Source organism: Yokenella regensburgei, from assembly GCF_003634235.1.
GTDB lineage: Bacteria > Pseudomonadota > Gammaproteobacteria > Enterobacterales > Enterobacteriaceae > Yokenella > Yokenella regensburgei.
In genome coordinates, this window is the sequence record NZ_RBIZ01000008.1 from 77,931 (window position 1) to 91,463 (window position 13,533).

Sequence of the window (13,533 nt, forward strand, 5' to 3'; positions counted from 1 at the left end):
TATCTCCTTTTCAATGACCTCCCACGCACGCAGGAGGTCGATACTCAGAATTTATATTCCATGCCCAGCCAGTAGTTGCGCCCCTCTTCGATAAAACCTTCGCTGTAGGCGTAGGCGGTGTCGAACAGGTTGTTGACGGACGCGTTCACGCTCACCCCATAGCCGATGTTGTAGTCGGCGCGCAGGTGGGTGATAGCAAATCCCGCGGCTTTCTGTGAGCCGTCGGTATTGCTGTAGCTTGAGGAGCGCGCTTCTTCAGAGACGGTAAAGCTGAGCGGCTCCCACGGTTTTAGCGTCAGCCAGGCGGTGAGGGTTTGCGTGGGCAGATCGGTGATTTTACCCGCGCTGGCCTCTTTGGCATCGGCATGGATCAAGCCATAGCTCATTCCCACTTCCAGCATACTGAAGGGATTACCCTTCACGCCAAGATCCATCCCGGTGTAGTCCACCCGGCCGCTGTTCTGGTTCTGCACGGTATCGGCGTCGATGTTGTGCGACAAAATGGCATCGGTAACGCGGTTGTAGTAGACGCTTGCTTCCAGTCCCCAGTCGCGGGTAATGGCGGCGTTCCAGGTCAGATCGACACCGCGGGCGCGCTCTGGCTTCAGCTGCGGGTTCACCAGCGCTATCTGGTTATAGGCCGGTTTTGAGGTGGTGTAGCGCTCTTTCAGGGTCGGGAATCGGGTGCGGTCGTAGTAGGAGAACGACAGCGTATCGGCGTTCTCGAAGTGGTATTTGGTCATCACCTGCCAGTTAAACGCGTGCTGGCTGTTGGCATCATAATGGGTGACGGTACCGTTTTTTTCGTACTTCTTCCCTTCCACGCTGTCGCGCCAGTCGTAGCTAATCCCACCGACCACGTCGAGATTGTCCATCGCCTGCCACTGGTATTCACTCGCCAGCGACCAGGTACGATCTTCGTAACGATCATACGGCGCACTCGGTGCCCCTTTCTCGCGGTGAACGTCGTCCTTCCAGTTCACGGCAAATGAGAGCAGATCGGCATCGCGCATTTCGCTCGCAAGCTGCAGCCCGGCACCGTCGCTGTAGTCGGAATAGTAGCTGTAGCTTCCCTTTTTATTTTGCAGATCCGCCAGCGAGTTATACATCATCAGCGTGTTCTGGAAGGTATCGCGATACAGGCGGCTTTTCAGGGTAAAGCGGTCGCCGAGGTGCGTGGTGCCCTGATAGTAATAGCTCTCTTTGTCGTACTGCGGCCACTGCCAGTAGCGCGACTTCTGGCTGCTGGTGCCGGCATACGGCGGATTATCCTTCTGCCCGTCCTGATTAATATACGTGAATGTATATTCGTCGTTGGCGCGCGGGGTAAAACCGACCTTCACGATGCCGCGCTTATCGTCGGCGGAGGAGTTGATCATCTTGCCGTTGCTGCCGGCAATCGGGTTGTTTACATCATGAGGCAGGCCGAGAAAATCCTGCTTTAGCTGGCTGCCGCTAAGCTGGATGTAGCCAAGATCGTTGCTCGCACCAAACGAGGCGTGCATATCCTTCGCGTTATCTTCACCCCGGCTCCATCCCTGGCGATAACCGATGCTGCCTTCAATCGGCTTCGTCGGTTTTTTGGTGGTGATGTTAATGGCGCCGCCCATCTGGTTCGGGCCCTGCAACAGGGAGGAGTAACCTTTGGAGACCTCCACCGAGGCAATATCAGACGTGAGGAAACGACCTAAATCGAGGGTACCGTCGTAGGGAATGTAGATAGGCACGCCGTCGAAGAAGATGGGCACCTGGCGGTTATCAAAGCCGCGGACTCTGACCTGCTGCTCGTTACGATTACCGGATTTTTGCAGCACCACGCCGGGGATCACGCTCAGCGCCTGCGCTACGTTCTGCTTATCCAGTTTTTCAATCGTGTCCTGCCCGAGGATGGTGGTCGTGGTCGCGGAGACCGGGCTGGACCAGACGGTCATGGAGTCGCTTTCCTGCCCGGCAAAGGCGTTATTGGTGATAGCGAGCGATAGTGCCGTATAAAGACAACCTCTGTTGACGTTCATTATTTTTATTCCATGTATTCAATGTTATATGCCGTATGCGTCCGGGCTCAGGCTGACTTTTATGTCCGCGGGAGGTGCGTAGTAAGGGGCCGAGGTAATAAAGAGTCTGATGCCACAGTCGAGAAAGCCCGCTAAGGTCGCGAGCGTGATGCCGCCGGTCAGCGCCAGCGTGCAGTCAGGCGCCAGCGACGGGGCTAACGCCGCGATCTCTGCTGCCTGAAGAGGGGTAAATTTGTCGAGCTGTAAAACGTCGGGGCGGGCACGAAGCGCGAGGCGTGCTTCTTCTGGCGTATCCGCTTCCACCACGATTTTTTTCTCCGGCGCCTGACGGCGCAGCAGGGATACTGCGCTGTGCCAGTCGTCGGGGTTATCGAGAAAACGGCGGTGATTGGCAAACAGCAGCAGGGTTTCTGCCGAACCGCCGCGGTGAATGATGCCGCCCGCCGCGAGTACCGCCTGGGTAGCCAGCATGCGGGTACCGGGGATGGCTTTGCGCGTGCAGGCGATATGCCCTTCGGGATGCTTTTCACGCAGCAGCGCAAGCATGGCGGCCATGTACTGCGACACCCCGCAGCTCCACTCCAGCACGTTTTGCACCGCCTTCCAGCCCTGATGCAGCGCGGCGGTATTCCCGCTGACGCACAGCAGCGTCTGACCGGGGGCGGCGGTTTCGCCATCCTGCATCTGGCAGTGGATGTTGAGCCCCAGAGAGTCAAGCATCTGCCGGGCGACGGCTATGCCGCTCACGCATCCGCCGTTGCGGTGATAAAACGCCATGCGGCCATGGGTGTCGCCAATGCCCAGCGCGCGGGTGGTGAGATCGCCACCGTGGATGTCTTCGAGCAGGTAGGCATCCGTTTGTGCCTGCGAGAAGAAGATCATCGGATGGCGTCCTGCGGAATGCTGTCCCAGGAGATCAGCGCCCAGTCCCGGCTGGCGGGAGCAATCTGGCCGGCATCCTGCAGCTGGTACCAATGGTGCAGGCGATCGCGCTCTTCGGCGCTAAGTTCGCCCATGCTCCAGCGCACGTTCTCTTCAAAACGCGCCCAGGTGCTGTTGTCCTGCTGGCAGTTTTTGCCGCGAATGTAGTCCACGCGAGGGTGGATACCCATTTGATACAGCACGTTAATGGCGTAGATATAGTTCGGCAGTTCCACCACCTCGCGGCCCAGCGCACGCTGAATTGCGGGGGAGACAAACGAAGAGCTGACCAGATGCGTGGTGTAGACCCGCAGGCGCGCCTGGCCGTTAAGTTTGGTCATGGCATCGCGCATGTCGGCAACCAGCGTGGAACGGGAAGCCACGGCGATATCGCAGCGCGGCAGGTCGCGCCAGTCGTCTTCCCACGCGCGGGCTATCCACTGCGCGTTGCGGATGCCCTGCGCCCCGGCGCGGCGTGCGGCGACATCAAGCATGCCCTGGCTGTAGTCGATGCCATACACCGCCTGCAGCTGCCCGGCGAGCATCAGGGAAACAGTCCCCGGCCCACAGCCCATATCAAACAGCGTTTCTGCGCCCTGCAAATCGATTTTTGCCATTAGCTGCTGCAGGTAGCTGTCGGTGGGCGAGGTGCAGGTGACCGCCATTTTCTCCGCCCGTTTGTCCCAGTGGTCAGGGGTCTTTTCCGTACGTTTCGCTTCAAGCAACTGCTGGCGGTAGAGTTCGGCAAAATCAATGTCATCAATGAGCATAGTGATTCCTTATGGTTGTGAGGCGCAGAGGTGGTGCTGGATCTGCGAAGGGGAGACCCGGTACAGCGTCGCCAACCGTTCGGCGGTGAGCTGAACCTCCGGCGGCCCCTGGGAAATCTGCCCGTCGGGTTCAACGCACACGACGCTGTCGGCAATGGCCCGGGCATGCAGCGGGTGGTGGGTGGACATCAGCAGCGTCATGCCGGATTGCTTCAGCGACTTCAGCGTGTCGAGCAGATGTATCTGATGACCAAAATCGAGGCTGGAGGCGGGTTCATCGAGCAGCAGCAGGCGTGGCTGCTGCACCAGCGCGCGGGCAATCAGCGCCAGCTGGCGCTCTCCGCCGCTGAGGGTGTTCCAGCGCCGGGCGGCCAGGTGTGCGATGCCGAGTGTCTTCAATTGCTGGTGGCCGCGCTCGCGCTCGTGCGCGCCCGGTACGGCAAACGCCGCCATGCGGGGGGTACAGCCCATCATCACCATATCAAGCACGCTGAAGGCGAAAACGCCGTCGTGGGCCTGCGGTACCCAGGCGATGGCGGTAGCCCGCTCGCGGTCTGACAGCCGGGCAACCGGTGCGCCATCCAGCGAGATCTCGCCGCCGAGCAGCGGCAGCACGCCGAGAATGGTGCGCATCAGGGTGGTTTTTCCGCTACCGTTGGCGCCCAGCAGGCAGCACAGCGAGCCAGCGGGCAGGGCAAACGAGATATCGCGTAGCACCGGATGGCGGCCATAGCCGAGGGTGGCGCGGCGCAGCGTCAGCAGGCTCATCGTGAACCTCCGCGCAGCAGAAGCAGCAGAAAGAACGGGGCGCCGACGAAGGCGGTAAGAATGCCGAGCGGGATCTCCGTACTGCTGGCGGCGCGGGCAAGGGTATCCGTCACCAGCAATAAAATGGCGCCGATCCCCATCGCAACAGGCAGCAGCTGCTGGTGGTTATTGCCGGTCAGCAGGCGGCCGATGTGCGGCACCACCAGGCCAATCCAGCCAATAATCCCGGCGATCGCCACCGTACTGGCGGTGATAAGCGTGGCGCAGACAATCAGCCCGAGGCGCAGGCGCGCCACGTTGATCCCAAGCGAGCGCGCCTCGTCATCCGAGAGGGTTAACAGATTCATCCGCCAGCGCAACAGCAGCAGCGGCACTATGCCCGTGAGGATAACGGGCGCGGCCACCGACAGATCCCGGAGCGTGACGCTGGAAAGTCCACCAAGCAGCCAGAAGGTGATAGAGGGGAGTTGGGTGTAGGGATCGGCGAGAATTTTTATCAGTGAGATCCCCGCACCGCACAGCGTGCCGAGGGCGATGCCGACCAGCACCAGCGTCAGCACCGGATCGTGACGCCGCACCCGTCGGGTGATGAGCCAGACCCCCGCCACGACCAGCAGGCCGCCGCAGAAGGCATACAGCTGGATAAGCACCATCGGCAGACCCAACAGAATGGCGGTACAGGCACCAAGACCAGCACCGGCCGAGACGCCGAGGATATCCGGCGAGACCAGCGGGTTGCGGAACATGCCCTGATAGGTGGTACCGGCTCCGGCAAGGGCTGCGCCGAGCAGCAGAGCGGCAAGAATACGCGGCAGGCGGATCTGCCAGAAGACGATGCGATCCTCAGGCGACAGCGTATCGGGTTGCGCGATCAGGGCGATCACCTGAGCAAGATCCAGATGATAGGCTCCGGAGATCAGCGCCAGCGTTACGCTCATCACCGCGAGGGCCGCCAGCATCAGGGTGAGGGTGGCGATTTTCATCCGTTCTCCACCAGCGCTTTGTACTGCGCGTCGCTGAGCGACGTGTGCCAGAACAGCTTCGCGTAGCGCGTCATGTCGGCCTGAAAACGTTGCTCAACCGCAGGGGAAAGCCAGGCGTGCAGCCGCCGCAGCCCCAGCAGACGATTGATACCCGGCGGCGCATCCAGCCAGCCGAACGGCAGACCGTGCAGAAACAATATCCGCTGCGCTTTAACTGCTTTCACGCCCTGCCAGACCGGATCTTCACGCAGATACCGGGCGGTGACCGGGTCCTGCACGAGGATAATATCCGGCTGCCAGCTGAGCAGGTTCTCCATCGACACCTGGGTAAGCCCGCTGCGTCCGGTAATGCGCGCGACGTTGCGCAGTCCCAGCAGTTCGGCGGCCTCGGTATGCAGCGACCCCTGCAGGCCCGTTTCCAGCCCGCGCGCGCCCCGGGCAGCGTAAAAACGCAGACCCGCGGCGGAGGTTTGCGCAAAGGTTTCCGCTTCCTGAATAAATTGCCCGGCAAGCTGTGCCTGAGCGGTAGTGCGTGAGGTGACGCCGAGCGCTTCACCCACCGCGTTGAGCTGCTCGGGGGTTTGCCGCAGCGCGCCGTCGAGCAGCAGCCACGGGATCTGCGTTTGCCGGCTTATCTGCCGCGCCTGCGACAGCCAGGTTTCATCGGCGTTGCCGCAGTCCACCACCAGATCGGGATGAAGGGCCATCAACCCTTCCAGCGACAGGGTACTGGCGCGACCCGCCAGTCTGCCGAGCTTTTTCAACTGGCGAATCTGCTCCGGGAACAGCCCGGCAGGCGGTTGGGATAAATCGAAGGAAGAGAGCCCCAGCAGCTTTTCCGGTGCCACCGCAAGCATCAGCAGATCGGCAGGCGCACCCGCGCTCACCACCCGGCGGATGTTATTCCCCGCAGGCAGCGTTCCCATCACGTATGAGAGCGATGAGCGCGCCCGCACAGGCAGCCCCGCCAGCAGTAGCGCGGACGCCATGGCCTGAGCAAACAGTCGTCGGGTGATCGGCATAACATTCGTCCTGACTGGTTAAAAAGCGCTATATATTTACATATACATCGCTTAAAAACTTGTTCAGTATCAAATTATTGCCGATGCACCACCGCGTTAATCACAAAGTGTTAGGCGAAGCGTTTGCGCGGTAGGTTGGGATATTTTCTGGCCGGGCGAGAGAAGTGTGCCCGGCAAGGGGGCTCAGAGAGAGATGTGTGAGCGGCTATCTTAAGGCACTCTCAATACCACTCAGTTTTTGTTTCAGCAGTTTTATTTCAGCCGGCATCTTTTGTTCCTGCTCGCCAAAGGTCATTAGCACAATACAGCCCGGCATCACTTTCACCGTCACTATAAATCAGTCAACGTCTGGAAAAGCACCCACTTTTCAAATCCGTATTACCCCTGAACTAAAAGCTCAGTTTGAAGCGGCCGCAAAACAACAAGGAATGAGTTTAGGTAACTGGCTTAAAACGCTGGGGAGGCAAGAACTGGAAAGAATAAATTCTGGAAAGGATTAATTTAAAACGAATGAGCTTTGAATTTAAATAATTCAAATATATAGGGATATTGACGTTTGAAATAACAATTTTGGCGGAAGATCACAGGAGTCGAACCTGCCCGGGACCGCTGGCGGCCCCAACTGGATTTGAAGTCCAGCCGCCTCACCGGAGACGACGATCTTCCGCGCCTGCATTGCTACATGGAGGCGGGGCGCATTATAGCTACTTTCAGTCATTTACCACATCAATTCATGCACTTTTTTCACATCATTTTGTCCCATTTTTTTCTTTTTAAGATAAATCCTCATTAAATCCGTGAGTTACATTTTTTCACACTCTTCATCCCTACCGCGATCACAGAAATCAAGAATCGTAAGTTGATAACGCAATTTTGGAATACCCGCGCCTGGGGCGAAGGTTTACAAAGTATGGAACCGGTTTCTTACGTTTCCTGCGGTACAAAGGATAAGACGATGAAGAGTGAGATTTTGTCCGTTAAAGAGAAGATTGGCTACGGCATGGGTGATGCCGCAAGCCATATTATTTTCGATAACGTCATGTTGTATATGATGTTTTTCTATACCGATATCTTTGGTATTCCCGCTGGCTTTGTCGGCACTATGTTCCTGCTTGCCCGCGCGCTGGATGCGATCTCCGACCCGTGCATGGGCCTGCTTGCCGACCGTACCCGCAGCCGCTGGGGTAAGTTCCGCCCGTGGATCCTCTTCGGTGCTGTCCCGTTCGGCCTCGTTTGCGTGCTGGCTTACAGCTCGCCGGATCTCAGCCACAACGGCAAGCTGATTTATGCCGCCGTCACCTACACGCTGCTGACCCTGCTCTACACCGTGGTGAATATCCCTTACTGCGCGCTGGGTGGTGTGATCACCGACGACCCAAAACAGCGCATCTCGCTGCAGTCCTGGCGATTTGTGCTGGCGACGGCGGGCGGCATGCTTTCAACGGTGCTGATGATGCCGCTGGTGAACCTGATTGGCGGCGAAGACAAAGCCTTTGGTTTCCAGGGCGGGATTGCGGTGCTGTCCGTCGTGGCGTTCCTGATGCTGGCGTTCTGCTTTTTCACCACCAAAGAACGCATTCAGGTGCCGCCGAGCACCTCGTCGATGCGTGAAGATCTGCGTGATATCTGGCAGAACGACCAGTGGCGCATCGTCGGGCTGCTGACCATTCTTAACATTCTCGCCGTCTGCGTGCGCGGCGGGGCGATGATGTACTACACCACCTGGATAATGGGTTCCGCCGGGCTGTTCACCGCCTTCCTCGGCACCTACTGCGTGGGCAACCTGATTGGCTCGGCGCTGGCCAAACCGCTGACCGACTGGAAATGCAAAGTCAGCGTCTTCTGGTGGACCAACGCGGCGCTCACCGTGCTCAGCGCGGCGATGTTCTTCGTGCCGATGCAGGCGAGCGTCATCATGTTCCTGTTTATCTTCGTGATTGGTGTACTGCATCAGCTGGTCTCGCCCATTCAGTGGGTGATGATGTCTGATACCGTCGACTACGGCGAGTGGCGCAACGGCAAACGCCTGACCGGTATTAGCTTCGCCGGTACGCTGTTCGTGCTGAAGCTGGGCCTGGCGCTCGGTGGCGCGATGATCGGCTGGATGCTGGCCGGTGGCGGCTACGATGCCGCCGCAAAAACGCAGAACAGCGCCACTATCAGCATCATCATTGCCCTGTTTACGCTGGTGCCGGCCGTCTGCTACCTGCTGAGCGCGGTCATCGCCAAACGCTACTACACCCTGAAAACCCCCTATCTGGCGAAGATCATGAGCGAGCTCGCACAGGGTGCGCGCCGCCATCAGCAGGAGTTTGAACAGGCACCGGTCAGTAAAGAATTAACGAACTAATTGCCTATCTCATTAGGCTATCTTGCTTGCCAGTTTGAACCTGGGCAGTGCTCAAAATCCTCACGTACTTCGTGTACGCTCCGGTTTTTCCGAGCTGTCTGTGTTCAAACTGCCTGCGCCAATTACGCCTACTAAGATAGGCAATAAGAGGACGTAGTGATGAAAATCAGTGATGGAAACTGGCTTATTCAGCCCGGGCTGAATCTGACCTGCCCGATTCAGGTGTTCGAGGTGGAACAGCAGGGTGATGAGATGGTGGTTTATGCCGCCCCGCGCGACGTGCGTGAGCGCACCTGGCAGCTCGATACGCCGCTGTTCACGATGCGCTTTTTCTCCCCGCAGGAGGGGATTATCGGTGTGCGTATCGAGCATTTTCAGGGCGGCGTGGATAACGGGCCTCATCATGCGCTGAACGTGCAGCACGGCGTACCGGTGGAAATAAACAACACGCCGGAATTCGCCGAGCTGAAAAGCGGGGCGCTGAGCGTGCGGCTGGCGAAGGGCGAAAACTGGGCGCTCGATTTTCTGCGCAACGGCGTGCGCATCACCGGCAGCCAGGCGAAAAATAACGGCTACGTGCAGGACAGCAACAGCGCGCGTAACTACATGTTTGAACGCCTTGACCTCGGCGTGGGGGAAACGGTCTACGGCCTTGGCGAGCGCTTTACCGCTCTGGTGCGCAACGGCCAGACGGTGGAAACCTGGAACCGCGACGGCGGCACCAGCACCGAGCAGGCCTATAAAAATATCCCGTTCTACCTCACCAACCGCGGCTACGGCGTGCTGGTCAATCACCCGGAGTGCGTGTCGTTTGAAATCGGCTCCGAGAAGGTCTCGAAGGTGCAGTTCAGCGTGGAGGGCGAACATCTGGAATACTTCGTCATCGACGGCCCGACGCCAAAAGCGGTGCTCGAACGCTACACCCGGCTGACCGGTCGCCCGGCGCTGCCGCCCGCGTGGTCGTTTGGCCTGTGGCTCACCACCTCGTTTACCACCAACTACGACGAGAAAACGGTCAACAGCTTTATCGACGGCATGGCCGAGCGCAACCTGCCGCTGCACGTGTTTCACTTCGACTGCTTCTGGATGAAGGCCTTCCAGTGGTGCGATTTTGAGTGGGACCCGGTAACCTTCCCGGATCCGCAGGGGATGATCCGCCGCCTGAAGGCCAAAGGGCTGAAAATCTGTGTGTGGATAAATCCCTACATCGGCCAGAAGTCACCGATTTTCAATGAGCTGAAAGAGAAAGGCTATCTGTTGAAACGCCCGGACGGCTCGCTGTGGCAGTGGGACAAGTGGCAGCCGGGGCTGGCAATCTATGATTTCACCAACCCGGAGGCCTGCCAGTGGTACGCCGATAAGCTGAAAGGGCTGATTGATATCGGTGTCGACTGCTTCAAAACCGATTTCGGCGAGCGTATCCCGACCGATGTGCAGTGGTTCGATGGCTCGGATCCGCAAAAAATGCACAACCATTACGCTTACCTCTATAACGAGCTGGTGTGGAACGTGCTGAAAGAGAACCTCGGCGAGCAGGAGGCGGTGCTGTTCGCCCGTTCTGCCTCCGTGGGGGCGCAGCAGTTTCCGGTGCACTGGGGCGGCGACTGCTACGCCAACTATGAGTCGATGGCGGAAAGCCTGCGTGGCGGGCTGTCGATTGGCCTCTCCGGCTTTGGTTTCTGGAGCCATGACATCGGCGGTTTTGAGAACACCGCACCTGCCCATGTGTATAAACGCTGGTGCGCCTTCGGGTTGCTCTCCAGCCACAGCCGCCTGCACGGCAGCAAATCCTACCGCGTACCCTGGGCCTATGACGAAGAGTCCTGCGACGTGGTGCGTCATTTCACCGAGCTGAAATGCCGGATGATGCCGTATCTGTACCGCCAGGCGGCGCAGGCCTGGGAGTGCGGCACCCCGATGCTGCGGGCGATGATGCTTGAGTTTCCGGACGATCCGGCCTGTGATTATCTCGACCGCCAGTACATGCTCGGCGATGCGGTGCTGGTTGCCCCGGTGTTCTCTGAGACGGGAGAGGTGCAGTTTTACCTGCCGGAGGGCCGCTGGACGCATTTGTGGCACAACGATGAACAATCGGGCAGCCGCTGGCTGAAGCAGCAGCACGATGCGCTGAGCCTGCCGGTATACGTGCGCGACAACACCCTGCTGGCACTCGGCAACAACACTCAGAAGCCGGACTACGCCTGGCATGAAGGCACCGCATTCCAGCTGTTTAACCTGGCCGATGGCGCCACCGCGCGCTGTGAAGTGCCAGCTGCCGACGGCACGGTTATCTTTACCCTGTGGGCTGAACGCCAGGGGGCAACCATCAGGCTGAAAAGCGCAGGCAACGCCCGCGACTGGACGGTGTGTCTGCGCAATATCGCTCAGGTTGCTGCCGTACAGGGCGCTTCGCAAACGGGCAGTGAGTGGGGCGCGGTCATTCACGCGACAGAGCAGGAAGTCACTATCACGCTGTGATCGCAGTGGTTCTGGCCTCAACGGGGGCCAGAACCGGTGATGCGCGGCACATCTTTGCAGTTACATTTCGATTACAATCCCGTTTATTTCCCCGGGGTTGCGGTATGGAACTGGAAAATATCTTTCGTGACGTCAAGCTCAGCAAAACGGAAGTCACCGTGCTGCGCGTTATCCAGGCCGACCCGGAGAAGTGCATCCGTGACGGTATTCGCACGGTAGCGGAACAGTGCTACAGCAATCCTTCTTCCATCGTCCGGCTGGCAAAAAAGCTGAAGTTCAACGGCTGGCTGGAGATGGTTTACTTCATCAAATTCAATATCACGATGCCAAAGCTCGACGTCACCAACGACGTTGAGTTTATGAATATTCAGCCCGCAGAACGGCTGATGCCGCTCCTGAACGGATTACAGCATCAGCGCATTCTCATCCACGGCAGCGGCTTTTCGCAGCTGATCGCGCAGTATATTTATAATAAGTTCCTGGTGATTGGCGTAAATGCCAGCCTGGCGCTGTGGCCCGACTATGAAATTCTTGAACAGAAAACCGCGACAACATTCGACGCTATCTGGCTGGTGTCTAAATCCGGGCGCAGCAGCTCGGCGCTGAACTGGGTGAAGGCGATTGAAGGTAAAGATATCGACCTGATTTGCCTTACCGGCGACTACCAGAGCCCGCTGGCGCAGGCGGCAGATATGTCTTTTATCATCCATGATCCGCAGAAGTATGACGACGATATCTACTGGAGCAACCCGTTCTTTGGCTACTGCATTCTCGGTTTTGAGCACCTGCTGAAGCTGTGGTTTAAGCAGGTTTCACCGGGGGCACCGGCTGATGCCCCCGCCAGATTTAGCGCCATTCCTGACCGTGGCGATCGCTGAGGTACGCCGTCACCAGCGTTTGCGCCAGTGACCAGGAGCCGACCAGCGGGTGCGCCATCAGGGCGCGTACCGCCAGCGCGCGATCGCGGTTGAGGATCGCCGTCACCGCCAGCCGCTCGTACTCTTTTACGCAGGAAATCATGTTCTTCTGCGCCACCGGTACCTGCTTCGGTGTGACCGGCTTCAGTCCCGATTTGCTGAGATCGCAGCTGATTTCAATCACGTCATCCGGTTGCAGGAAATCGAGCGTGCCGTTGTTCGAGAGTGACACCACAATTCGCTTGCTGGTGTCGCTGTTGACCGCCTCGAGGATATCGAGCGCCACGCCCGCATAGCCGCCGGTATCGGGCTCTTCGATAAACTGCTGCAGGGTCAGCGGCGCGCGGGTGTTGAACTTCTCCTGCTGCGATTCGCTCTGCATGTAGCTGTTTTCACGACGCAGGTAGTGCTTCATCCAGATATCGAACGCCTGCTCCGGATGAGCTTTCACGTCTACACTGGCAAGCTCCTGGCGCATGTCGCGGTTGATACGTGCAATCTGCTCACCGCGGGTTTCCGGCGCGTCCTGAATCGCTTTCAGCGCCACTTCCCGGTAGTAGTAGTAATAGAGATATTCGTTGAGCAGCTGCTTGTCGCACAACTGAACCAGCTCCGGCGAGAAGTACTGCATCGCGGTGTGGCGATACAGCGCCGGGTCGTTGATAAGCCGCTCGGTAACGTCTTCCCCCTTTACCGTGAAGTGGGTAAACCATGAGAAATGGTTCAGGCCGTAGCACTCTACCTTCAGGTCGCGTTCATCGCAGTGCAGAATGGCCGGAAGCTCGCGGATAAGCTCCGACGGCGCATCGCAGATACCGTACACCCGGCGCTGAAAACCGGATTTAATAATCGCTTCAGTGACCAGCCCCGACGGATTTGTGAAGTTAAAGAGGATCGCATCCGGCGCGGCGTGGGCTTCAATCAGCTGGCAATAGTTAAGGATGGCCGGAATGGAGCGCATCGCCATCGCGAAGCCGCCCGCACCGGTGGTCTCCTGCCCGAGGGTGTTGTGTTCTAGAGCAATGCGCTCGTCACGGATGCGGCTCTCATCACCGCCCACGCGCAGGGTGGTGATAACGAAATTGGCGTCCTTGATGGCCGCCACCGGATCGGTCATCAGCGAAAAATGAATATCCGGGCGGATGGTGTTAAACACGTAGCGTGCAATTTCGCCGAAGGTCGCCAGGTTATCTTCGGCGCTGTCGAGAAAGACCACCTCCTGTAAACCAATACGATGCGCATTATAAGCCAGTGATTTTGCCAGGAATGCGGAGCGGACGCCGCCGCCCCCGATTACGGTTAATTTCAT

Annotated in this window: 11 protein-coding genes and 1 tRNA gene; 4 read left to right on the plus strand and 8 right to left on the minus strand. The window is 58.5% G+C overall.

Going from position 1 to position 13,533, the window contains the following annotated elements:
- Nucleotides 1–44 precede the first annotated feature (44 nt).
- The 6 genes from C7387_RS21885 to C7387_RS21910 are packed head-to-tail and all read right to left on the minus strand — an operon-like array spanning nt 45 to nt 6,479.
- On the minus strand, nt 45–2,015 hold the full coding sequence (locus C7387_RS21885; RefSeq protein ID WP_120817495.1) for a TonB-dependent receptor plug domain-containing protein: 1,971 nt from the start codon (nt 2,013–2,015) through the stop codon (nt 45–47).
- A gap of 24 nt (nt 2,016–2,039) precedes the next feature.
- The gene (gene modD / locus C7387_RS21890) at nt 2,040–2,897 is read right to left on the minus strand and encodes a ModD protein (protein WP_120817496.1); all 858 of its coding nucleotides are present in this window, start codon (nt 2,895–2,897) and stop codon (nt 2,040–2,042) included.
- Entirely contained in the window at nt 2,894–3,706 is an 813-nt protein-coding gene (locus C7387_RS21895) for a class I SAM-dependent methyltransferase (RefSeq protein ID WP_120817497.1), read from the minus strand. The genes modD and C7387_RS21895 overlap by 4 nt, the downstream gene beginning before the upstream one ends.
- A gap of 9 nt (nt 3,707–3,715) precedes the next feature.
- Entirely contained in the window at nt 3,716–4,474 is a 759-nt protein-coding gene (locus C7387_RS21900) for an ABC transporter ATP-binding protein (protein WP_120817498.1), read from the minus strand.
- Nucleotides 4,471–5,433 (minus strand): FecCD family ABC transporter permease, encoded by a 963-nt coding sequence (locus C7387_RS21905; protein WP_420855542.1) that lies wholly within the window; start codon nt 5,431–5,433, stop codon nt 4,471–4,473. Before C7387_RS21905 ends, C7387_RS21900 begins: the two co-directional genes overlap by 4 nt.
- 20 nt (nt 5,434–5,453) lie before the next feature.
- Nucleotides 5,454–6,479 carry an ABC transporter substrate-binding protein gene (locus C7387_RS21910; RefSeq protein WP_120817500.1) on the minus strand — a complete coding sequence of 342 codons (1,026 nt, stop codon included), beginning with the start codon at nt 6,477–6,479 and terminating at the stop codon, nt 5,454–5,456.
- 314 nt (nt 6,480–6,793) lie between these two features.
- Between C7387_RS21910 and C7387_RS21915 the strand changes: the two genes are divergently transcribed.
- The gene (locus tag C7387_RS21915) at nt 6,794–6,979 is read left to right on the plus strand and encodes a toxin-antitoxin system HicB family antitoxin (RefSeq protein WP_120817510.1); all 186 of its coding nucleotides are present in this window, start codon (nt 6,794–6,796) and stop codon (nt 6,977–6,979) included.
- 71 nt (nt 6,980–7,050) lie between these two features.
- Here C7387_RS21915 and C7387_RS21920 read toward each other — a convergent pair.
- Nucleotides 7,051–7,145, minus strand: a tRNA-Sec gene (locus C7387_RS21920).
- A 289-nt stretch (nt 7,146–7,434) separates the two neighbouring features.
- Here C7387_RS21920 and C7387_RS21925 point away from each other — a divergent pair.
- From C7387_RS21925 to C7387_RS21935, 3 genes are all read left to right on the plus strand, one after another.
- On the plus strand, nt 7,435–8,829 hold the full coding sequence (locus tag C7387_RS21925; protein WP_120817501.1) for a glycoside-pentoside-hexuronide family transporter: 1,395 nt from the start codon (nt 7,435–7,437) through the stop codon (nt 8,827–8,829).
- Between the two features lie 159 nt (nt 8,830–8,988).
- Nucleotides 8,989–11,307 carry an alpha-xylosidase gene (gene yicI, locus C7387_RS21930; protein WP_120817502.1) on the plus strand — a complete coding sequence of 773 codons (2,319 nt, stop codon included), beginning with the start codon at nt 8,989–8,991 and terminating at the stop codon, nt 11,305–11,307.
- A gap of 104 nt (nt 11,308–11,411) precedes the next feature.
- The gene (locus C7387_RS21935; RefSeq protein ID WP_120817503.1) at nt 11,412–12,185 is read left to right on the plus strand and encodes a MurR/RpiR family transcriptional regulator; all 774 of its coding nucleotides are present in this window, start codon (nt 11,412–11,414) and stop codon (nt 12,183–12,185) included.
- Here C7387_RS21935 and C7387_RS21940 read toward each other — a convergent pair.
- Nucleotides 12,154–13,533, minus strand: a complete 1,380-nt coding sequence (locus C7387_RS21940; RefSeq protein ID WP_120817504.1) for a family 4 glycosyl hydrolase — start codon at nt 13,531–13,533, stop codon at nt 12,154–12,156. The two genes, C7387_RS21935 and C7387_RS21940, sit on opposite strands and share 32 nt — an antisense overlap.